Origin of the sequence: Burkholderia sp. MS389 (assembly GCF_016899425.1) — a bacterium.
Lineage (GTDB): Bacteria > Pseudomonadota > Gammaproteobacteria > Burkholderiales > Burkholderiaceae > Burkholderia > Burkholderia sola.
Genome location: NZ_CP045995.1, coordinates 2,778,874 through 2,798,803, shown reverse-complemented (window position 1 = coordinate 2,798,803; position 19,930 = coordinate 2,778,874). Strand labels below are relative to the sequence as shown.

The following is a 19,930-nucleotide window of genomic DNA, read 5'->3' as shown; positions in this document are numbered from 1 at the left end:
CGGGGCCGGTGACCGGCGGCGCTCAACGCGCGGCGGGCTTCTTCACGCGCGCCGTGCTTTTCGCGGCGGGCGGTGCGGCCCCCGGCTTCGCCGCACGTCGTTTCGCCGCGGCACCCTGCCCGCGCTTCGCGGCGGTTTCCGGACCAGCGGCCCCCGCATCGCGCTGCGCATGCCATTGCTCGAGCAGCACGCGCGTCTGGTCGGCAATCGTGTCGGTCACCAACGCCGCGCGTTCGCCCTCGAACGCGTCCCATTCGAGCAACTGCAGCGCCGAACGCTGCGCGATGTGGAACACCGTGATCTGCCCGAACAGGCTCAGCGCGCGCAACCGCGTGACGGCATCGTCGGCCGGCCGCCCCGAGATGCGGCCGATCAGCTCCGCGCTCACGTCGTTCAGCGGCTTGCGCATGCGCTTCATCAGGATTTCGCTCGCGCTCGCCGGTTCCTGGCCGCCTTGCTCGCGCGCGAAGAACATCCGCTGGTTCATCGTCTTCGGCGCGGTGAACATTCGGTCCGACAGCGCCCGCAGCAGCCCGATGAACGCATCGATCAGCGCATCGACGCTCGCGTGGGCGTCGAGCATCGCACGCGCATGGCCGACCGCCGGCGCGAACACCTGCCAGCCGTGCTCGGCGATCGTCTCGACGCACGCGCGGTACACGCCTTCCTTGTTCTCGAAGTAGTACTGGAGCGCCGGCGCGTTCACGCCCGCCATCGCGGCGATCTCGCGCGTCGACGCGCCCGCGAACCCGCGTTCGCCGAACAGTTCGATCGCCGCCTCGATGATCCGCTGACGCGTTTCGTCGCCGCGCGCGTAGCCGCCCGCCGACGTGCGGCGCAGCTTCTTCGCTTCGTTCATGCCTTCCTCGTCATTCGCTCGATCGACATTCTACTTGACACAATTTTATCAACTGGAATAATTCTTCCACTTGGAATAAATTGGATCCCGCATGTCGACGCCACAAGACCCGCCACAGAAAGCAGATCGTCAGGAAAACGGAACAAAACCTCGCAACGGCGGAACGAGGCGGCGCGTCCTGCTCGCGGTCGCCGTGCTCGCGACTGTCGGCGGCGCGGTGTGGCTCGGCCGCTGGTGGACGGTCGGCCGCTTCATCGAAAGCACCAACGACGCGTACCTGCAGGCGGACAGCATGACCGCCGCACCGAAGGTCGCCGGCTACGTGACCGACGTCTACGTGCGCGACAACCAGCCCGTGAAGGCCGGCGATCCGCTCGTGCGGCTCGATGTCCGCCAGTACCAGGTGGCGCTCGCGCAAGCGCAGGCGACCGTCGACGCCCGTCGCGCCGATATCGCGCGCGCCGAGGCCGACATCAGCCAGCAGCGCGCGAATCTCGACCAGGCCGACGCGCAGGCGAAGGTGTCGCGCATCAACGCGCAGCATGCGAGCGACGAATACACGCGCTATGCGCCGCTCGCGGCGACCGGCGCCGAAACGCACGAACGCGTGGCAGACCTGAAGAGCACGCGCGACCAGGCGGCGGCGACGCTCGCCGCGAACAACGCGTCCATCGCCGCCGCCCGCACGCAGATCGCGTCGTTCACCGCGCAACTCCAGCAGGCGCGCGCGCAGCTCGAGGCCGCGCAGGCCAGCGCCGCGCAGGCGCAGCTCGACCTCGACAATACGATCGTGCGCAGCACGCTCGCGGGCCGCGTCGGCGACCGGACGGTGCGCGTCGGCCAATACGTGCAGCCCGGCACGCGGCTGCTGACCGTCGTGCCGGTCGATTCGATCTATCTCGTCGCGAATTTCAAGGAAACGCAGATCGGCAACATGCGCATCGGCCAGCCCGTCGAGCTGCACGTCGACGCGCTGCCGGACGGCCCGCTGTCCGGTGTCGTCGACAGCTTCGCGCCCGGCACCGGCGCGCAGTTCGCGCTGCTGCCGCCGGAGAACGCGACCGGCAACTTCACGAAGATCGTCCAGCGCGTGCCGGTGCGCATCCGCCTCGCCGCGAACGCTCGCGCGCAACGCATGCTGTTGCCCGGGCTGTCGGTGACGGTCGACGTCGATACGCGCTCGGTGCGCGACGAGCAGCATCATGGCTGATACGCCCGCCACGATACCCATGCCGCCGCACGAAGGCCGCGCGAGCGTGACCGACTGGATCGCGGTCGCGGCCGGCGCGCTCGGCGCGCTGATGGCGACGCTCGACATCTCGATCACGAATTCCGCGCTGCCGCAGATCCAGGGCGAAATCGGCGCGACCGGCACCGAAGGCACGTGGATCTCGACCGGCTACCTGATGTCGGAAATCGTGATGATCCCGCTCGCCGCGTGGCTCACGCGCGTGTTCGGGCTGCGCAATTTCCTGCTGACGAACTCCGCGCTGTTCATCGCGTTCTCGATGATGTGCGGCTGGTCGCATTCGCTGCCGATGATGATCGCCGGCCGGATCGGCCAGGGCTTCACCGGCGGCGCGCTGATCCCGACCGCGCAGACGATCATCCGCACCCGCCTGCCGCTGTCGCAGTTGCCGGTCGGGATGACGCTGTTCGGCCTGATCGTGCTGCTCGGGCCGCTGTTCGGTCCGGTGCTCGGCGGCTGGCTCGCGGAAAACGTGAACTGGAGCTGGTGCTTCTTCCTGAACCTGCCCGTGTGCCTGCTGCTGATGGCGCTGCTGGTGTTCGGCCTGCCGTCGGACCGCCCGCAATGGAGTGCGTTCTTCAACGCGGACTGGCTCGGCATCCTCGGCCTCGCGATCGGCCTGAGCTCGCTGACCGTCGTGCTCGAGGAAGGTCAGCGCGAACGCTGGTTCGAATCGCAGATGATCGTCACGCTAAGCGTCGTGTCGTTCGTCGGGATGGTCCTGATCGCGCTGTCGCAGCGCTTCGCGAAGCGGCCGATCATGCGGCTGTCGCTGATGCGCAACCCGCGTTACGCGAGCGTGATCGTGATCGTGTCCGCGGTGGGCGCCGGGCTGTACGGCGTGTCCTACCTGCTACCGCAGTTCCTCGCGATCGTCGCCGGCTACAACGCGGAACAGGCCGGTGCGATCATGCTGCTGTCGGGGCTGCCGGCCTTTCTGGTGATGCCGATCCTGCCGCGCCTGCTCGGCAAGGTCGATTTCCGCATCCTCGTGATCACCGGGCTGCTGCTGTTCTGCCTGAGCTGCATGCTCGACATCAGCCTGACCGCGCAGAGCGTCGGCCACGATTTCGTGTGGTCGCAACTGATCCGCGGCCTCGCGCAGATGCTCGCGATGATGCCGCTCAACCAGGCGTCGATGGCGGCCGTCGCGCGCGAAGACTCGGGCGACGCGGCCGGGCTCTACAACATGGCGCGCAATCTCGGCGGCTCGATCGGGCTCGCGATCATCGGCACCGTGATCGACCGCCGCACGACCTTCCATACGGCCGTGCTGCGCGAATCGGTGAGCGCGAACTCGCTGATCGGTCAGGATCGCCTGTCGGCCTATGCGGCCAACTGGTTCGCGCACACCGGCGATCTCGCGTATTCGAACATGCGCGCGCTCGGCCAGTTCGCGCGGCAGATCCAGATCCAGGCCGTCGTCATGACCTATTCAGAAACCTTCTATCTGCTGGGCCTCGCGCTGCTCGCCTGCGTGCCGCTCGCGCTGCTGCTGAGAACGCCGCCGCGCGGCCCGCAACCGATGTCGTCCGGCCATTGACCCGTCATACGCGATGAAATCCTTCTCCCTGCCCCGCCGCCCCGTGCTCACCCTGTGCGTGGCCGCGTGCCTGCTCGCCGGCTGCACGGTCGGCCCCGACTATCGCGGCGCGCCCGCCGCGCCGGATGCGCCGACCTTCGTGCGTGCGCCTGCCACCGGCGTCGACACCGCCGCGCCCGCGCCGAGCGCGTGGTGGCACGCGTTGAACGATCGCCAGCTCGACGAGCTGATCGTTGCCGCGCTCGTGTACAACCCCGACCTGCACGCCGCGCAAGCGCGCTTGCGCGCGGCGCGCGCGCAGCTCTCGCAACAGCGCGCCGCGCAGATGCCGAAATCGTCGGCCACCGTCGCGGCCATCCGCATGCGCGAACCGGACGTCGGCGCGCTCGGCTCGCTGCTGCCGTCGAACGGCTCGGAACAACCAGGCAGCACGTCGCCGTCGCTCGGCGGCGCGGGCCCGCTGCAACTCTATTCGGCGGGCTTCGACGCGACGTGGGAAATCGACCTGTTCGGCGGCACGCGCCGCGCGGTCGAAGCCGCGTCCGCGCAAGCCGAGGCCGTCGATGCCGATCTCGCCGACACGCAGGTGTCGATCGCGGCCGAAGTCGCGAATGCGTACGTCGACCTGCGCGACCAGCAGCAACGGCTTGCGTTGTCGCGGCGCACCGCGCAATTGCAGCAGCAGATGCTCGAACTCACGCGGCAGCGGCGCGCGCGCGGCGTCGCGGCCGATGCGGAGATCGAGCGGCTGACCACGCAGGTCGAGAACACCCGCGCGTCGTTGATCCCGCTCGATGCCCAGGTGACCGAATCGCTCGACCGGCTCGCGATCCTGACGGGCCGCGCGCCGGGCGCGCTGGACGCCGCGCTGTCGACTCTGGACGCCGCATTGCCGACGCTGCCCGGCAGCGTCGCGATCGGCGATCCGGCCACGCTGCTGAAACAGCGCCCCGACATCCGCGCGGCCGAACGCCGGCTCGCATCGAGCAATGCGCAGATTGGCGAACACGTCGCCGACTATTTCCCGAAGGTGACGTTGCTCGGCGATCTCGGCTTCAGCGCGACCGACCCCGGCCATTTGTTCCGCAAGCAGAATTTCACCTGGGTGGGCGCACCATACCTGCAATGGAACATTCTCGATTTCGGGCGTACGCGCGGCGCGGTGCGCGCAGCCGAAGCGTCGCGCGACGAAGCGGAAGCGAATTATCAGAAGGCCGTGCTCGGTGCGTTGCAGGACGCCAATACCGCACTGCAGCGTTACGGGCATCAGCGCGAGCACGTCGTCGCATTGACGAAGGTGCAGACGTCGGCCGTGCATTCGTGCACGCTGATGGACCAGCGCTATCGCGCGGGCGTCGCGTCGATGATCGACCTGCTCGATACGCAACGCGAAGCGCTGTCCGCGCAGCAGAACGTGATCGCCGGGCAGGCCGAACTGATCAAGGACTATGTGTCGGTGCAGAAGAGCCTCGGGCTCGGATGGCAGGCAAGCGCCGGTTGACTGCGCGGCCGAAAATCATGCACGGCCGATACATCATCCTCATCGAAACAATCCGGCAATAACTCATTGCGCGCGCAACAATACGGCTTGGTTTCTTGCGCAACAAACAGGCTCGCACCGCATCGCCCCACGGCTATCGAAAACATATCGAATATCAATTAGCCAATCGTCTGACGATCTCTTCTAATTCAGTCGGCTTCCCCACCACCGATCGGATTCAAGGAGTTCCATCGTCATGTCCTCATCTTCCCATCGCGTGCTGCGGCACGCAGTCGCCGCGATCTGCGTCGCACTCTCCGCCTCTCCGTACGCCGCCGAACTCACGCGCGACACCGGCGCGCCCGTCGGCGACAACCAGAATTCGCAAACGGCCGGCCCGGCCGGCCCGGTACTGCTGCAGGACTCCGCGCTGATCGAGAAACTGCAGCGCTTCGATCGCGAACGCATTCCGGAACGCGTCGTGCATGCGCGCGGCACCGGCGCGTTCGGCGAGTTCGTGCCGAGCGCCGACATTTCCGACCTGACGAAAGCGAAAGTCTTCACGCCGGGCACCCGCACGCCGGTGTTCGTGCGCTTCTCCACCGTGATGGGCTATCGCGGCTCGCCGGAGCAGGCGCGCGACCCGCGCGGCTTCGCGGTGAAGTTCTATACGCAGCAGGGCAACTGGGACATGGTCGGCATCAACTGGCCGGTGTTCTTCATTCGCGACGGCATCAAGTTCCCCGACTTCGTGCACGCGAACAAACCGAGCGCCGTGACCGGCGTGCAGGACCCGAACCTCGCGTTCGACTTCTTCGCGCACACGCCCGAAGCGACCCACATGCTGACGCGGCTGTACACGGACGAAGGCATGCCCGATTCGTATCGCCGCATGGACGGCTTCGCGGTGCATGCATTCAAGTTCGTCAATGCGCAAGGCGACGTGCATTACGTGAAGTTCCACTGGAAGAGCCAGCAAGGCGTGCACGGCCTGCGCCCGCAAGAAATCGCCGCATCGATCGGTCGCGACTGGAACCTGATGACGAACGATCTGTACGGCGCGCTGAAACAGGGCGATTTCCCGAAGTGGGACCTGTACGTGCAGGTGCTCACGCCGAAGGACCTGAACCGCTTCGACTTCGACGCACTCGACGACACGAAGGTGTGGACCGGCGTACCTGAACGCAAGATCGGCACGATGACGCTCAACCGCGTGCCCGACAACTACTTCCAGTCGACCGAGGAATCGGCGTTCGCGCCGTCGCGGCTCGTGCCGGGGATCGAACCGTCCGAAGACCGGATGCTGCAGGATCGCCTGTTCGCGTACGCCGACACGCAGCTGTACCGGCTCGGCGCGAACTACATGGATCTGCCGATCAACCGCCCGGTCGTGCCGGTCGTCAACAACAACCAGGACGGCAAGATGAATGCCGGCGACCGCAAGGGCGAGGTCAATTACGAACCGTCGACGCTGAACGAACTCGCGCAGGATCCGCAGTACAAGTCGGTCCGCATGGCGCTCAGCGGCACGACGCAGCAGGAAGCGATCCGCAAGAAGCTGCCGTTCCGTCAGGCCGGCGAGTACTACCGCAGCCTGTCGCAGCAGGACAAGGACGACCTCGTCACCGCGCTGTCCGGCGATCTCGGCCAGGTGAAGAACGCGCAGAACCAGTACGCGATGCTGTCGTACTTCTACAAGGCCGACGCCGACTACGGCACGCGTCTCGCGCAGGCCGTTCACGCGAACGTCCAGCAAGTGCAGTCGCTCGCGGCGAAGCTGAGCGACAACTGATCCCTCGCGGCTCCGGTCGCTGCCGACGTGTGCGCTCGCGCCGCCCACGTCGGCCCGGCCACTTCATCAGGACACTCTCATGCGATCCGAACGCTTCCCCCACGCGATCCGCGCGGCCGCGGCGGCGCTCGCGCTGGCCGCGCTCGCCGGCTGCGCGCACCTGCCCGACCGGCCGACGTACGGCAAGGCCGACCCTGCCGCGCTGCGCCGCTATGACGACGACTGGTTCGACGCGGCGCGCGTCGGCCGCGTCGATATCCTGCGCGCGTTGCACGACGCCGGCTATCCGGTCGACGCGACCGACAGCCACGGCTACACGGCCGTGATCCTCGCGTCGTACGACGGCCAGCCCGCCGCACTCGACTACCTGTTGTCGGCCGGCGCCGACGCGTGCGCCGGCGATCGTCACGGCAACACCGCACTAATGGGTGCGCTGTTCAAGAACGAACCCGACATCGCGCGACGCCTGATCGACACGCGCTGCCCGATCGACCAGACGAACGGCGCCGGCGAAACCGCGCTGGGGTTCGCGACGCTGTTCAACCGCTTCGAGCTGATTCCGCTGCTCGTGGCGCATGGCGCGAATCCGAACCATGTCGACCGGCGCGGCCAGTCGCTGCTTCAGCTCGCGCTGACGCACGACAACACGTATGCCGCGGACGCACTGCGGAAGGCCGGCGCAAAACAGTAGCGCGACTACGCGTCAAATGGCGCGACGCATTCGCTGACCTCCATCCGCGTCGCCATCACGCGATGCCCGCGCCCTGTCGCGCACGTGTGCGCCCTGCGGTCCCGTCGTCGCCAGCCAGCGCAGACGCACCGCCTCGTCGGCCAGTCCGCCCGGCCGCCCTGCCGGCTCGATCTTTAAACACCAACGCGAACCGACGCGCGCATCGAGCCGAAACACCGCGCGCATGAACACCGCGCCGCCCCCTGTTCGTCCGGGCGTTCCGCTTCGGCTCCCCCTCCTTTCGGCGCCTTTCGCCGCCTCCATCGAATCTCCATCTTTCCGCATCAAAGCCCCCAACTAATCCAAGCACACTCCGCCCCGTCAAAGCAGGCAGTGGGCTGCCTGCGCTTCCTGGAGTCGCTATGAAGAATCAGAAACGATGCTGCCACGGCGCCGTATGCGCGCTGGTGGCGGCGATGCTGGTGGGTTGCGGGCCGGCCGAGCAGCAGGCCGCCGCACCGGCCACTCCGGTCGCGGCCATGACCGTGACCGCCATGCGCGTCGACGTGACCGAAGACCTGCCGGGCCGCGTCGCGGCCGTGCGGGTGGCCGAGATCCGGCCGCAGGTGAGCGGCATCGTGCAGCGCAGGCTGTTCGAACAAGGCACCGAAGTGCGCGTGGGCCAGCCGCTGTTCCAGATCAATCCGGCGCCGTTCAAGGCCGAGATGGATACCGCCGCCGCGTCGCTGCAGCGGGCACAGGCCGCGCTCGAACGCGCGAAGGTGCAGACCGCACGCTTCAAGCCGCTCGTCGAGGCCGATGCGATCAGCCGCCAAGTGTACGACGACGCCGTATCGCAACGCGACCAGGCCGCGGCCGACGTCGCGCAGGCCCGCGCGACGCTCGCGCGCCGCCAGCTCGACCTGAAGTTCGCGACCGTGGAAGCGCCGATCGCCGGCCGCATCGACCAGGCGCTCGTGACCGAAGGCGCGCTGGTGTCGAGCGGCGACAGCCAGCCGATGGCGCGCATCCAGCAGATCGACCAGGTGTACGTGGACGTGCGCCAGCCGGCCGCGTCGCTCGAAGCGCTGCGCGGCGCGCTCGCGTCGCAGCCGCAAGCGTCGGACCGCAACGGCCTGCCGGTCGACGTGCTGCGCGACGACGACACCCGCTACGACGTGAAGGGCCGCATGCTGTTCTCGGGCGTCAACGTCGATCCGGGCACCGGCGACGTGCTGCTGCGCGTGCTGGTCGACAACCCGAAGCGCCAGTTGCTGCCGGGCATGTACGTGCGTGCCCGGATTCCGCGCGCGCACTACGCGAACGCGGTGATGGTGCCGCAGCAGGCCATCGTGCGCGCCGGCGGCAAGCCGCAGGTGTGGGTGCTCGACACAAAGGGCATCGCGCACCTGAAGGCGGTCGAGGTCGGCGAACTGACGAACCGCAGCTACCGCATCAAGTCGGGCCTGCAGGCCGGCCAGAAGATCGTCGTCGAAGGCATGGAACGCCTGACCGACGGCGCGCCGGCGGCCGCGACCGACTGGAAGTCGCCTGACGCGGCCGCCACCGCGTCCGCGCACTGAGTCACGAGGAGCCTCCAGCCATGGCTGAATTCTTTATCCGACGCCCGGTGTTTGCGTGGGTGATCGCGCTCTTCATCATCCTGACGGGGCTGATCGCGATCCCGCAATTGCCGGTCGCGCGCTATCCGTCGGTCGCGCCGCCGTCCGTCACGATCACCGCAACCTATCCCGGCGCCACGCCGCAGACGATGAACGACGGCGTGCTGAGCCTCATCGAGCGCGAACTGTCCGGCGTCAAGAACCTGCTGTACTTCGAATCGTCGGCCGACACGTCCGGCGGCGCGCAGATCACCGTCACGTTCAAGCCCGGCACTAATCCTGAGATGGCGCAGGTCGACGTGCAGAACAAGATCAAGTCGATCGAGCCGCGCCTGCCTGCCGCGGTGCGCCAGAACGGGCTGATCGTCGAATCCGCATCGTCCGGCTTCCTGATGCTGATCGGCCTGCGCTCCGACAGCGGCCGCTTCGACGAAGGCGCGCTCGCCGACTACATGGCGCGCAGCGTGTCCGAGGAGTTGCGGCGCATCGACGGCGTCGGGCGTGTGCTGCAATTCGGCTCCGAGCGCGCGATGCGCATCTGGGTCGATCCGCAGAAGCTGATCAATTTCGGCCTGTCGATGAACGACCTGACGACCGCGATCGGCCAGCAGAACGTGCAGATCGCGCCGGGCAGCCTCGGCGCGCTGCCCGCGCTGCCGGGCCAGCGCGTGACCGTGCCGCTGACCGCGCAAGGTCAGCTCACGACGCCGGAGGAATTCGCGAAGGTCGTGCTGCGCGCGAACGCGGACGGCTCGAAGGTCGTGCTCGGCGACGTCGCGCGCGTCGAACTTGGTTCGCAAAACTACATGTTCGTGAGCCGCGAGAACAACAAGCCGGCCACCCTCGCCGGCGTCCAGCTCGCACCGGGCGCCAACGCGGTGAAGACCGCAGACGCGATCCGCACGCGCATGGCTGAACTGAGCAAGTCGATGCCGTCTGGCATGAGCTATTCGATCCCGCTCGACACGTCGCCGTTCGTGAAGATCTCGATCGAGAAGGTGCTGGCCACGCTGTTCGAGGCGATGGTGCTCGTGTTCCTCGTGATGTATCTGTTCCTGCAGAACGTGCGCTATACGCTGATCCCGGCCATCGTCGCGCCGGTCGCGATGCTCGGCACCTTTGCGGTGATGCTGCTGACCGGCTTCTCGATCAACGTGCTGACGATGTTCGGCATGGTGCTCGCGATCGGCATCATCGTCGACGATGCGATCGTCGTCGTCGAGAACGTCGAGCGCCTGATGGCCGAGGAAGGGCTGTCGCCGAAGGACGCGACGTCGAAGGCGATGAAGGAAATCACCGGCGCGATCATCGGCATCACGCTGGTGCTGACCGCGGTGTTCCTGCCGATGGCGATGGCGAGCGGCTCGGTCGGCGTGATCTACAAGCAGTTCACGCTGTCGATGGCCGTGTCGATCCTGTTCTCCGCGCTGCTGGCGCTGACGCTCACGCCGGCCCTGTGCGCGACGATGCTCAAGCCGCTCGCACCGGGCCATCACGAAAAGCGCGGCTTCTTCGGCTGGTTCAACCGCCGCTTCGATCGCCTGACGACCTGGTACGAGACGCGCGTCGGCCGCCTGGTCGGCCGCACCGGCCGCGTGATGCTCGTGTTCGTCGCAATCGCGGGCGCACTGGTGTTCGGTTTCCGCAGCCTGCCGTCGTCGTTCCTGCCGGACGAGGACCAGGGCTACTTCATCACCAGCTTTCTGCTGCCCGCGGACGCTACCGCCGAGCGCACGCATGACGTGGTCAACACGCTGGAGAAGCATCTTGCTTCGCGTCCGGCAATCCAGTCGAGCATTTCCGTGATCGGCTACGGCTTCTCGGGCCAGGGTCCGAACGCGGCGATCAACTGGTCCGTGATGAAGGACTGGAAGAACCGCGGCGGCGCATCGACGCTCGAGGAAGGCATGCTCGCGCAGCAGGCGATGGCCGGCGTGACCGAAGGCACGGTGATGAGCCTGCTGCCGCCGGCGATCGACGAGCTCGGCAACAGCTCGGGCTTCTCGATGCGTCTGGAAGACCGCGCGAACCAGGGCACGGCCGCGCTCAAGGCAGCGGAAGTCAAGCTGCTCGAACTCGCCGCGCAAAGCAAGGTCGTGACCGGCGTGTACCCGGACAGCCTGCCGGCCGGCACGAGCATCCGCCTCGAGATCGACCGCGCGAAGGCGCAGGCGCTCGGCGTGTCGTTCACGACGCTCAGCGACACGCTGTCGACTGCGATGGGCTCGACCTACGTGAACGACTTCCCGAACGCAGGCCGCATGCAGCAGGTGATCATCCAGGCCGACGCGCCGGCGCGCATGCAGATCGACAACGTGATGAAGCTGTACGTGCGCAACGCGGCCGGCGGCATGGTGCCGCTGTCCGAGGTGGTGCGCCCGGTGTGGGCCGACACGCCGCTGCAGATGGTGCGCTTCAAGGGCTATCCGTCCGCACGGATCTCGGGCACCGCCGCCCCCGGCCAGTCGAGCGGCGCGGCGATGGCCGAGATGGAACGGCTCGCCGCGCAACTGCCGCCGGGCTTCGCGGTCGAGTGGACCGGCCAGTCGCTGCAGGAACGCCAGTCGGCGTCGCAGGCGCCGATGCTGATGGTGCTGTCGATGATCGTCGTGTTCCTGGTGCTCGCCGCGCTGTACGAAAGCTGGTCGATTCCGCTGTCGGTGATGCTGGTGGTGCCGCTCGGCCTGATCGGCGCGATCGGCGCGGTGCTGCTGCGCGGCTTGCCGAACGACGTGTTCTTCAAGGTCGGGATGATCACCGTGATCGGTTTGTCCGCGAAAAACGCGATCCTGATCGTCGAGTTCGCGAAGCAGTTGCGCGAGGAAGGCAAGGGATTGATCGAGGCAGCCGTGCAGGCGTCGAAGCTGCGCCTGCGCCCGATCCTGATGACCTCGCTCGCGTTCGGCCTCGGCGTCGTGCCGCTGATGATCGCGACCGGCGCCAGCGCCGAGACGCAGCATGCGATCGGCACCGGCGTGTTCGGCGGCATGGTGACCGCGACGGTCCTGGCCATTTTCTTCGTCCCTGTTTTCTTTGTGTTCGTGATGAGCATCCAGGAGCGCATCGGCGCATGGCGGGCGTCCCGCAAGCAGCCGGCCGCCCCGACTCACGGACAGGAAGGTTGATGCCATGCGATTGCTTATTCTTCCCCTCGTCCTCGCGCTGTCGGCCTGCTCGCTCGCGCCGACGCTCGTCAAACCCTCGATGCCGGTGCCGACGGCCTACACCGCCGCCGCGGCCGCCGATCTCGACGCGAATGCCGCCGACCTCGGCTGGCGCACGATGTTCGGCGACCGCCGCCTGCAGCGCCTGATCGAGCTCGCGCTCGACAACAACCGCGACCTGCGCGTGGCGGCGCTGAACGTCGAGGCCGCCGAGGCGCAGTACGGCATCCAGCGCGCCGCGCGGCTGCCGTCGATCGGCGCCGGCGCGAACTTCACGCGCCAGCGTACGTCGGACGACACGCAGTCGAATCCGCCGCTGTTCGGCACGACGCAGAACCAGTACGGCGTGAACGTCGGCATCAGCGCGTTCGAGATCGACCTGTTCGGCCGCGTGAAGTCGCAGTCGGATGCCGCGTTCGCACGCTACCTCGCGACCGATCACGGCCGCCGCGCGGTGCAGATCTCGCTCGTCGGCGGCGTGGCCGACGCGTACTTCGCGGAACGCCTCGCGTACGAGCAACGCCAGTTGTCCGAGCGCACGCTCGCCGACTGGCGGCAGTCGCTCGATCTCGCGCGCCGCCTGAAGGAAGCGCATCAGGCGAGCGGCGTCGACATCGCGCAGGCCGAAGGCCAGGTCGCGAGCGCGACGGCCGATCTCGAAGCGCGCACGCGCGCCGTCGAGCAGGCGCGCAATGCGCTGCGCGTGCTGGTCGGCGCCGAACTGCCGAAGGATCTGCCCGAGCCGCTGCCGCTTCAGCAGCAACCGGTGATGACGCAATTGCCGGCCGGCCTGCCGTCCGAACTGCTGTTCCGTCGCCCGGATATCCAGCAGGCCGAACAAAACCTCGTCGCCGCGAATGCGGACATCGGCGCCGCGCGCGCCGCGTTCTTCCCGCGCCTGTCGCTGACGTCGTCGATCGGCTTCCTCAGCCCCGCGATGGGCAGCCTGTTCGACGGCGGGCAGCGCGTATGGAGCTTCGCGCCGCAGGTCACGGTGCCGATCTTCCAGGGCGGCCGGCTGCGTGCCGAGCTGCGCCTCGCGGAAGTGCGCAAGTCCGGCGCGGTCGCCGAATACGAACGCGCGATCCAGGCCGCGTTCCGCGAAGTGGCCGACGGCATCGCCGGACGCGAAACCTTCGGCCGCCAGATCGACGCGCAGACGCGCGTGGTCGGCTCGGCCGAGCGCCGCACCGACCTGTCGAATCTGCGCTATCGCGCCGGTGTCGAGGGGCGGCTGGAGTTGCTCGATTCGCAGCGGCAGCTCTATGCGGCACGGCAGGCGCTGCTCGACCTGCGCCGCAGCGAGCTCGGCAATGCCGTTGCGCTGTACAAGGCCCTCGGCGGCGGCCTGACGGACCAGGACGTCGCACCGTCGAAGCACGTGGTGCAGAACTGAACGAACGGCGCCGCTCCGCCCGCGCAGCAGCGTGGCAGAACGGCGCGCCCCGCGCCCGGCAATGGGCCGCCCCGATTGTTCGACATCGCACGGCACACTCCATGACGAATTCCCTGATACTGATTGCAGAAGACGAGCCCGACATCTCGGACATCCTCGATGCGTACCTGAAACGCGACGGCTTTCGCACCTACCGCGTCGCCGACGGCCAAGCGGTGCTCGACATGCAGCCGCACCTGAAGCCCGACCTGATCCTGCTCGACGTGAAGATGCCGCAGAAAAACGGCTGGGACGTGCTCGCCGAGCTGCGGCGGCGCGACAACACGCCCGTCGTCGTCGTCACCGCGTTCGATCGCGACCTCGACCGGCTGCAGGCGCTGCACGCCGGCGCGGACGACTACATCGTCAAGCCGTTCAACCCGGCCGAGGTCGTCGCGCGGTTGCGCGCGATCCTGCGCCGGTCCGCCGCGCCGCCGGCCCAGCGCATGCTGCGCGTCGGCGACCTGGAGATCGATACCGACAGCTATCTGGCCCGCGTGCGCACGGCTGACACCGAGGTGCCGATCACGCTGACGCTGACGGAGTTCCGGCTGCTCGCGCACATGGCGAGATCGCCGAGCCGCGTGTTCACGCGCGGCGAGTTGCTCGATGCGTGCATGGCCGACGTGAGCGCGCTGGAACGCACGGTCGACAGCCACATCTGCAGGCTGCGCAAGAAACTCGAACAGGCCGGCGCACCGGGCATGCCGGAAGTGATGCGCGGCGTCGGCTACCGGCTGCGGGGCGCGCAGTGATCGTGGCCGGCGATCGGTCGGCGCGCACGGTTTCCCGCGACGGCTGCCCGGCCGACCTCGCGCGCTTCATCGAGCACTTCAATGAGATGACTCATCCAATGCAATCGACGAATCCACCTGATGCGGCAGCCCCCGTCGCCGGCCGCAACCGCGTCACGCGCACCCAGCTCACTGAACTCCAAACCCGGCTCGACGCCATCAAGGTGCTCGCCACCGATGCGCACGCTGCCTCTCACGACGCGCTGCTTCAGCATGTCGACGCGCTGTTCCGGTGCGTCGAAGACCTTCAGGTGGCCGAACGACAGGCGCCGGCGATTCGAACATTTCCTCGATAACGAACGGCCGTTTCAACACGCATCGGAAAGGATCGGCGAGTCGCTTTCGGCATTACCTGCGTTACCGGTTTCGAACATTACAAAATGCCGCCGATCTTTCAAAATCATTGCGCCTTATTCGATTTAATTTTGTTTCATATAATCAGAAAAAGTTTGACATCGCGCTTTCGTTCTTGATACCGTCCGATGCAAGCAATCCGACGGATTGCCCGCCACGTAATCGATTCCGCTCCACATTTTTTCGCTTCCGCTGCACCGAAGTACGCGCCGCCGAATGATTCGTTCGTCCGCCGGCGCGTGCAGTATCCCGATGCATTTCACTGGACGGCTGCCATCCGGCAGCGGGCCGAAGGACCGAATCAAATGAGCAGGACAACGAAGCTGTTGCTCTAGCAATCCCGCCCGCGCCGACTCCGGCGCGACTGCCCCGCCCTGCGGCGCAGCCTTCCCGTTACCGCGTTTTCCGTATTTCGCCTCCGGAGAAAACCCGCTTTCCGGATCGGGCGAAAGGCCCTGTCGCGTCCGTGCCATCCGCCCGTATGCGACAGAAAACGGCGGTGCATGACCCGCACCGCTGTCGACCGTTGTTGTTCGTGCCGTTCGTTGTTCAACCGGAGGGGTAATTCAAATGAATCAGGTTGCAAACAAGAAACAAAAGCACATTCGCGCCGTCAATCTCGCACTCGCCGCCGCGGCCGCCGCCGCTTCGTTCGGCATGGCGACCGCCCATGCCGCGCCTGCGGCCGGCTGGACGGAAACGCGCACCAAAGGGTTCCTGCCGCTCGTGCAGCAGAACGAAGCCGGCACGGCCGGCGCGCCCGCCGCGAGCACGGCAGCCGCTGCCGCGTCGGCTATCGACATGGCGCCCGGCGAATCGGTGGACATCGTGCTCGGGCTGAACCTGCGCAACGAAGCCCAGCTCGACCAATACCTGCGCGACCTGCACACGCCCGGCTCGCCGCACTACCGGCAGTTCCTCACGCCTGCGCAATTCGCCGCGCGATACGCACCGACCGACCAGCAGGTCGCGTCCGTCGTCGCCCACTTGCGCAAGGCCGGCTTCGTGAATATCGTGGTCGCGCCGAACCGGCTGCTGGTCTCCGCGTCCGGCACCGCGGGGACCGTCCAGTCCGCATTCCGCACGACCCTCAAGCGCTTCACGCGCAACGGCCGCAGCGTCTATGCGAACACCGACGCCGCGCAAGTGCCGAACGCGATCGGCAACGTCGTCGGCGCGGTGCTCGGCCTGCAGAACGTCGAGCTCGTGCATACGGGCGCGGGCGGCACGCCGCAAGGCAACACCAGCAACCTGACGATCCCGGCCGGCGCGTCGGCGGTGCCGCACAACCCTACCGAGTTCTCGTCGATCTACGGCGGCGACGGCACGCCGACGGCTTCGCAGACCACGGTCGGCATCATCTCCGAAGGCGATCTGTCGCAGACGGTGAGCGACCTCAATACGTTCGCCGCGAACAACGGCCTCGGCACGATCAGCAGCAGCATCGTGAAGACGGGCCCAGCCGGCAGCTCGTACACCGACACCGACGGCACCGTCGAGTGGAACCTCGACAGCCAGTCGATCGTCGGCACGGCCGGCGGCAGCGTGAAGCAGGTCGTGTTCTACGTCGCGCCGTCGATGACGCTCACCGCGATCACCGCCGCGTACAACAAGGCCGTGACCGACAACGTCGCGAAGGTGATCAACGTATCGCTCGGCGTGTGCGAATCGTCCGCGTACAGTACCGGCTCGCAGGCGACCGACGACACCATCTTCAAGCAGGCGGTCGCGCAAGGGCAGACCTTCTCGGTGTCCGCCGGCGATCACGGCGCGTACGAATGCGCGAGCGGCAAGCCGTCGCGCTCGACCTACACGGTGAGCGAGCCGGCCACGTCGCCGTACGTGATCGCGGTCGGCGGCACGACGCTGTTCACGAATACGTCGACCAATGCGTACAACAGCGAAATCGTCTGGAACGATCCGAGCTGGCAGTCGGGCACCGTGTGGTCGACGGGCGGCGGGTACAGCAAGTACGAGGCCGCGCCGACGTGGCAATCGTCGACCCTCACCGGCTCGACCAAGCGTGCGCTGCCCGACGTCGGCTTCGACGCCGACCTGCGCACGGGTGCGATTCTCGTCGTGAACGGTCAGACGTCCGACACGCTGTGGGGCTCGGGGTACCTGAACAACGAAGGCGGCACGAGCCTCGCCGCGCCGATCTTCACGGGCATCTGGGCGCGGCTGCAGTCGGCCAACAACAATGCGCTCGGGTTCCCCGCGTCGAGCATCTACAAGTACTTCCCGACCAACGCGGCGCTGCTGCACGACGTCACGTCCGGCAACAACGGCAGCGGCACCTACGGCTACAAGGCGAAGGCCGGCTGGGATGCGACGACGGGCTTCGGCAGCGTGAACATCTCGAAGCTGAACGCGTTCATCCAGAGCACGTCGGATTTCGCGCGCTGATGAGTCGCTGACCGTTGCGGTTGCGCAAGCGCGACGTATCGTACGCAACCGCGTCTGACGACCCGCGAAGGCTGCGAAGCCATCGCGGGTTTTCTGCATGCGGCGTCATCTCGCCTCTCCGATGCGAGCCCCGCCGCGCCGCTCAATCGGCCCAGTCCCGGACATAATCCGGCACCGGCACGGTGCCGCCCGCATGCACCGGCGCGCCGCGTATCGTCTTCAGCGGCAGGATCCCGGCCCACACCGCCAGCCCGAGATCCTCTTCCTTGGCGGACGGCAGCGAATCGCTGATTTTCACGGCCGCTTCCGCCATCGAAATCCGCAGCACGCTGGTCGCATTGATTTCCTTCGAATTGCCCGGCCGCGCTTCATGCTTGCGGCCCGGCGCGATCTTGTCCATCAACGCATCCAGCGCGGCGAGTTTTTCCTCACTGCCTTCGACCACGTCGAACGGCCCGTAGATCACCGCCGATCGATAATTCATCGAATGGTTGAAGGCGGACCTGGCCAGCACGAGACCGTCCAGCAGCGTCATCGCGACGCAAGCCTGCGCGCCGACCGACAGCGCCTTGATCATTCGGCTGCCGTTGGACCCGTGGATATAGAGCGCATCGCCCGTCCTCCAGTGTGCGGTCGGGATGCAGTGCGTGTTCTGCCCGTCGCCGAACGCGATGTGACAGACGTACGCGTCGTCCACGATGCGGTAGAGCATCGTGCGATCGCGACTCGCCAGTTCAGGCAGACGGCGAATGGTCGTGCGCGGCGTGGAAGAGAGAGTGGTCTGGTTGCTCATATATATCTGTACTGCGAAATGAATTGTATCGGCATCGTGCCGTATCCGTGTCTCAGCGCGTGGTTGCCCCGCCCATCGACAGTCGCGCGCCGAATCGAGCAAAATACGCGCACACCGCGAGTTGCGCCGATCGCCAGCCATGTGTGCGAACCGGCCTGCGCCGCGCAAGCATGAACGATACGACGCGCGACGCGTCTTCGAAAGAACCAGCACAAGGAAAATTTCTGGAACCAGCCCATGGATCTCGCGCTGCTCATCTCATCGCTTGCCAGACAGGACGGCGCGACAACCCATAGCCAGCAGGAAGCGCTCTACCGGAGCCTGCGCGACATGCTGCTGGACGGGCAGCTTCCGCCCGGCACGCGGCTCGCGTCGACCCGCGTGCTCGCGGCCGAGCTGGGCATCGCGCGCAATTCCGCGGTCTATGCGTACGAGCGTCTTGCCGAGGAAGGCTTCGTGGCGGCCACGCGCAACGGCACGATCACGCGATGGGACGGATGCGGCCGCCCGGGCGCCGGACAGGAAGACGGCCCTGCGCCGGTTCACCTGTCGGCGCGCGTGCAAGGGTTGGAGAACGCCGATCCCGAGCCCGAACGCATGTTGCCGTTCGTTCCCGGCCTCCCGTCCCTCGACGAATTCCCGGTTGCCCAGTGGCGCCGCTGCGTCGAGCGCGCATGGAAGACCATCACGCCCGCCCGGCTGGCGTACGGTCCGGTCGAAGGATTGCCCGAATTGCGGCGCGCGGTGGCCGCGTACATTCGCGTGTCGCGCGGCGTGCGCTGCGACATGGCGCAGGTATTCATCACCGACGGCACGCAGGGCAGCCTCGAACTGTGCGCGCGGATGCTGGCGAATCCCGGCGAATACGGCTGGCTCGAGAACCCTTGCTACAACGGCGCGAGGACTGCGTTCCGCTCGACCGGCCTGACTCCCGTGCCGATCGAGGTCGATCGCGAGGGCATGGCGCCAACCGACGCGCAGTGGCGCACCCACCCGCCCCGGCTGATCTATACGACACCGTCGCACCAGTACCCGCTCGGCACGCTGATGAGCCCCCGGCGGCGCGCGGCGCTCGTCGAGCATGCCCGTGCATGCGGCACGTGGATCATCGAGGACGACTACGACAGCGAGTTCCGTCGCGGCGGCCAGCCGCTGCCCGCGATCCAGGGCCTACAGGCGGACGCGCCGGTGTGCTATCTCGGCACGTTCAGCAAGACGATGTTTCCGGCGCTGCGGCTCGGTTTCATGGTGGTGCCGCCGGTGCTGGTCGAACGCTTCACCCGAACGCTGCGCGAACTCGTCCATCGCGGCCACCCGGCCGACCAGCTGGCGATGGCTGAATTCATCGATACCGGCCTATTTGCGCGGCATCTGCGGAAGATGCGGGCGCGCTATGCGGACCGGCGCAGCAGCCTCGAAGCGGCGCTCGCCCGCCATCTCGGCACGTCGCTGAGCGTGCGGGAAAGCCCGGGCGGCATGCATCTTTCCGCGGATCTCGCGATGCCGCTGCACGATACCGACGTCGCGCGCACTGCCGCCGCCCATGGCTTGCTGCTGCAACCACTGAGCAGCTACTGCATCGGCGACGGCCGCCGCGGCGACGGCCGCCGCGGCAACGGCCGCCGCGGCAACGGCCGCCGCGGCAACGGCCGCCGCTACAACGGCTTCGTGCTCGGCTATTCAGGGCTGAGCGACGCGACGATCGAGACAGCCGCGATGCAGTTCGCAGCCGTCATCGACGAGCACCGCCGCGCGCGGCGCTGAGCATC

The 19,930-nt window shown here is 67.3% G+C and carries 14 protein-coding genes; 12 read left to right on the top strand and 2 right to left on the bottom strand.

Features of this window, described 5'->3' with window-relative positions:
- Positions 1 to 22: 22 nt before the first annotated feature.
- Complete coding sequence (locus tag GJG85_RS28890) at positions 23 to 859, bottom strand: CerR family C-terminal domain-containing protein (RefSeq protein WP_204384138.1); 837 nt, start codon at positions 857 to 859, stop codon at positions 23 to 25.
- 91 nt (positions 860 to 950) lie between these two features.
- On the opposite strand from GJG85_RS28890, the gene GJG85_RS28885 reads away from it, so the two are divergent.
- The 11 genes from GJG85_RS28885 to GJG85_RS28835 all read left to right on the top strand — a co-directional run bounded on the left by GJG85_RS28885 (position 951) and on the right by GJG85_RS28835 (position 17,368).
- On the top strand, positions 951 to 2,069 hold the full coding sequence (locus GJG85_RS28885; protein ID WP_124630539.1) for an HlyD family secretion protein: 1,119 nt from the start codon (positions 951 to 953) through the stop codon (positions 2,067 to 2,069).
- The gene (locus GJG85_RS28880; RefSeq protein ID WP_050011317.1) at positions 2,062 to 3,651 is read left to right on the top strand and encodes an MDR family MFS transporter; all 1,590 of its coding nucleotides are present in this window, start codon (positions 2,062 to 2,064) and stop codon (positions 3,649 to 3,651) included. The genes GJG85_RS28885 and GJG85_RS28880 overlap by 8 nt, the downstream gene beginning before the upstream one ends.
- A 13-nt stretch (positions 3,652 to 3,664) precedes the next feature.
- Positions 3,665 to 5,152, top strand: a complete 1,488-nt coding sequence (locus GJG85_RS28875; protein ID WP_204384136.1) for an efflux transporter outer membrane subunit — start codon at positions 3,665 to 3,667, stop codon at positions 5,150 to 5,152.
- A 235-nt stretch (positions 5,153 to 5,387) separates the two neighbouring features.
- The gene (locus tag GJG85_RS28870) at positions 5,388 to 6,923 is read left to right on the top strand and encodes a catalase (protein WP_050011319.1); all 1,536 of its coding nucleotides are present in this window, start codon (positions 5,388 to 5,390) and stop codon (positions 6,921 to 6,923) included.
- Positions 6,924 to 7,002: 79 nt separating this feature from the next.
- Positions 7,003 to 7,614 (top strand): ankyrin repeat domain-containing protein, encoded by a 612-nt coding sequence (locus GJG85_RS28865; RefSeq protein WP_050011320.1) that lies wholly within the window; start codon positions 7,003 to 7,005, stop codon positions 7,612 to 7,614.
- A 401-nt stretch (positions 7,615 to 8,015) separates the two neighbouring features.
- A complete protein-coding gene (locus tag GJG85_RS28860) occupies positions 8,016 to 9,176 on the top strand; it encodes an efflux RND transporter periplasmic adaptor subunit (protein ID WP_050011321.1) in 1,161 nt (386 codons plus the stop codon).
- Positions 9,177 to 9,196: 20 nt separating this feature from the next.
- Positions 9,197 to 12,340, top strand: coding sequence for an efflux RND transporter permease subunit (locus tag GJG85_RS28855; RefSeq protein ID WP_124630544.1), 3,144 nt, complete (start codon positions 9,197 to 9,199; stop codon positions 12,338 to 12,340).
- 4 nt (positions 12,341 to 12,344) lie between these two features.
- Entirely contained in the window at positions 12,345 to 13,775 is a 1,431-nt protein-coding gene (locus GJG85_RS28850; protein ID WP_089489144.1) for an efflux transporter outer membrane subunit, read from the top strand.
- Between the two features lie 101 nt (positions 13,776 to 13,876).
- Positions 13,877 to 14,569, top strand: a complete 693-nt coding sequence (locus tag GJG85_RS28845; protein WP_050011324.1) for a response regulator — start codon at positions 13,877 to 13,879, stop codon at positions 14,567 to 14,569.
- Positions 14,566 to 14,904: a hypothetical protein gene (locus GJG85_RS28840; RefSeq protein WP_235356134.1), complete on the top strand. Its 339-nt coding sequence runs from the start codon at positions 14,566 to 14,568 to the stop codon at positions 14,902 to 14,904. The genes GJG85_RS28845 and GJG85_RS28840 overlap by 4 nt, the downstream gene beginning before the upstream one ends.
- A 628-nt stretch (positions 14,905 to 15,532) precedes the next feature.
- Positions 15,533 to 17,368: a S53 family peptidase gene (locus GJG85_RS28835; protein WP_089489142.1), complete on the top strand. Its 1,836-nt coding sequence runs from the start codon at positions 15,533 to 15,535 to the stop codon at positions 17,366 to 17,368.
- Positions 17,369 to 17,510: 142 nt separating this feature from the next.
- On the opposite strand, the gene GJG85_RS28830 is transcribed toward GJG85_RS28835, so the two are convergent.
- Positions 17,511 to 18,161, bottom strand: coding sequence for a pyridoxamine 5'-phosphate oxidase family protein (locus GJG85_RS28830; RefSeq protein ID WP_204384489.1), 651 nt, complete (start codon positions 18,159 to 18,161; stop codon positions 17,511 to 17,513).
- Positions 18,162 to 18,398: 237 nt separating this feature from the next.
- Here GJG85_RS28830 and GJG85_RS28825 point away from each other — a divergent pair, with 237 nt between their 5' ends.
- Positions 18,399 to 19,925: a PLP-dependent aminotransferase family protein gene (locus tag GJG85_RS28825; RefSeq protein ID WP_204384135.1), complete on the top strand. Its 1,527-nt coding sequence runs from the start codon at positions 18,399 to 18,401 to the stop codon at positions 19,923 to 19,925.
- Positions 19,926 to 19,930 lie beyond the last annotated feature (5 nt).

Coding starts and splice junctions, on each gene's coding strand:
- GJG85_RS28835 (WP_089489142.1), top strand. CDS start 15,533: ATGAATCAGGTTGCAAACAAGAAACAAAAGCACATTCGCGCCGTCAAT.
- GJG85_RS28875 (WP_204384136.1), top strand. CDS start 3,665: ATGAAATCCTTCTCCCTGCCCCGCCGCCCCGTGCTCACCCTGTGCGTG.
- GJG85_RS28870 (WP_050011319.1), top strand. CDS start 5,388: ATGTCCTCATCTTCCCATCGCGTGCTGCGGCACGCAGTCGCCGCGATC.
- GJG85_RS28855 (WP_124630544.1), top strand. CDS start 9,197: ATGGCTGAATTCTTTATCCGACGCCCGGTGTTTGCGTGGGTGATCGCG.
- GJG85_RS28865 (WP_050011320.1), top strand. CDS start 7,003: ATGCGATCCGAACGCTTCCCCCACGCGATCCGCGCGGCCGCGGCGGCG.
- GJG85_RS28860 (WP_050011321.1), top strand. CDS start 8,016: ATGAAGAATCAGAAACGATGCTGCCACGGCGCCGTATGCGCGCTGGTG.
- GJG85_RS28825 (WP_204384135.1), top strand. CDS start 18,399: ATGGATCTCGCGCTGCTCATCTCATCGCTTGCCAGACAGGACGGCGCG.
- GJG85_RS28880 (WP_050011317.1), top strand. CDS start 2,062: ATGGCTGATACGCCCGCCACGATACCCATGCCGCCGCACGAAGGCCGC.
- GJG85_RS28885 (WP_124630539.1), top strand. CDS start 951: ATGTCGACGCCACAAGACCCGCCACAGAAAGCAGATCGTCAGGAAAAC.
- GJG85_RS28850 (WP_089489144.1), top strand. CDS start 12,345: ATGCGATTGCTTATTCTTCCCCTCGTCCTCGCGCTGTCGGCCTGCTCG.
- GJG85_RS28890 (WP_204384138.1), bottom strand. CDS start 859: ATGAACGAAGCGAAGAAGCTGCGCCGCACGTCGGCGGGCGGCTACGCG.
- GJG85_RS28845 (WP_050011324.1), top strand. CDS start 13,877: ATGACGAATTCCCTGATACTGATTGCAGAAGACGAGCCCGACATCTCG.
- GJG85_RS28830 (WP_204384489.1), bottom strand. CDS start 18,161: ATGAGCAACCAGACCACTCTCTCTTCCACGCCGCGCACGACCATTCGC.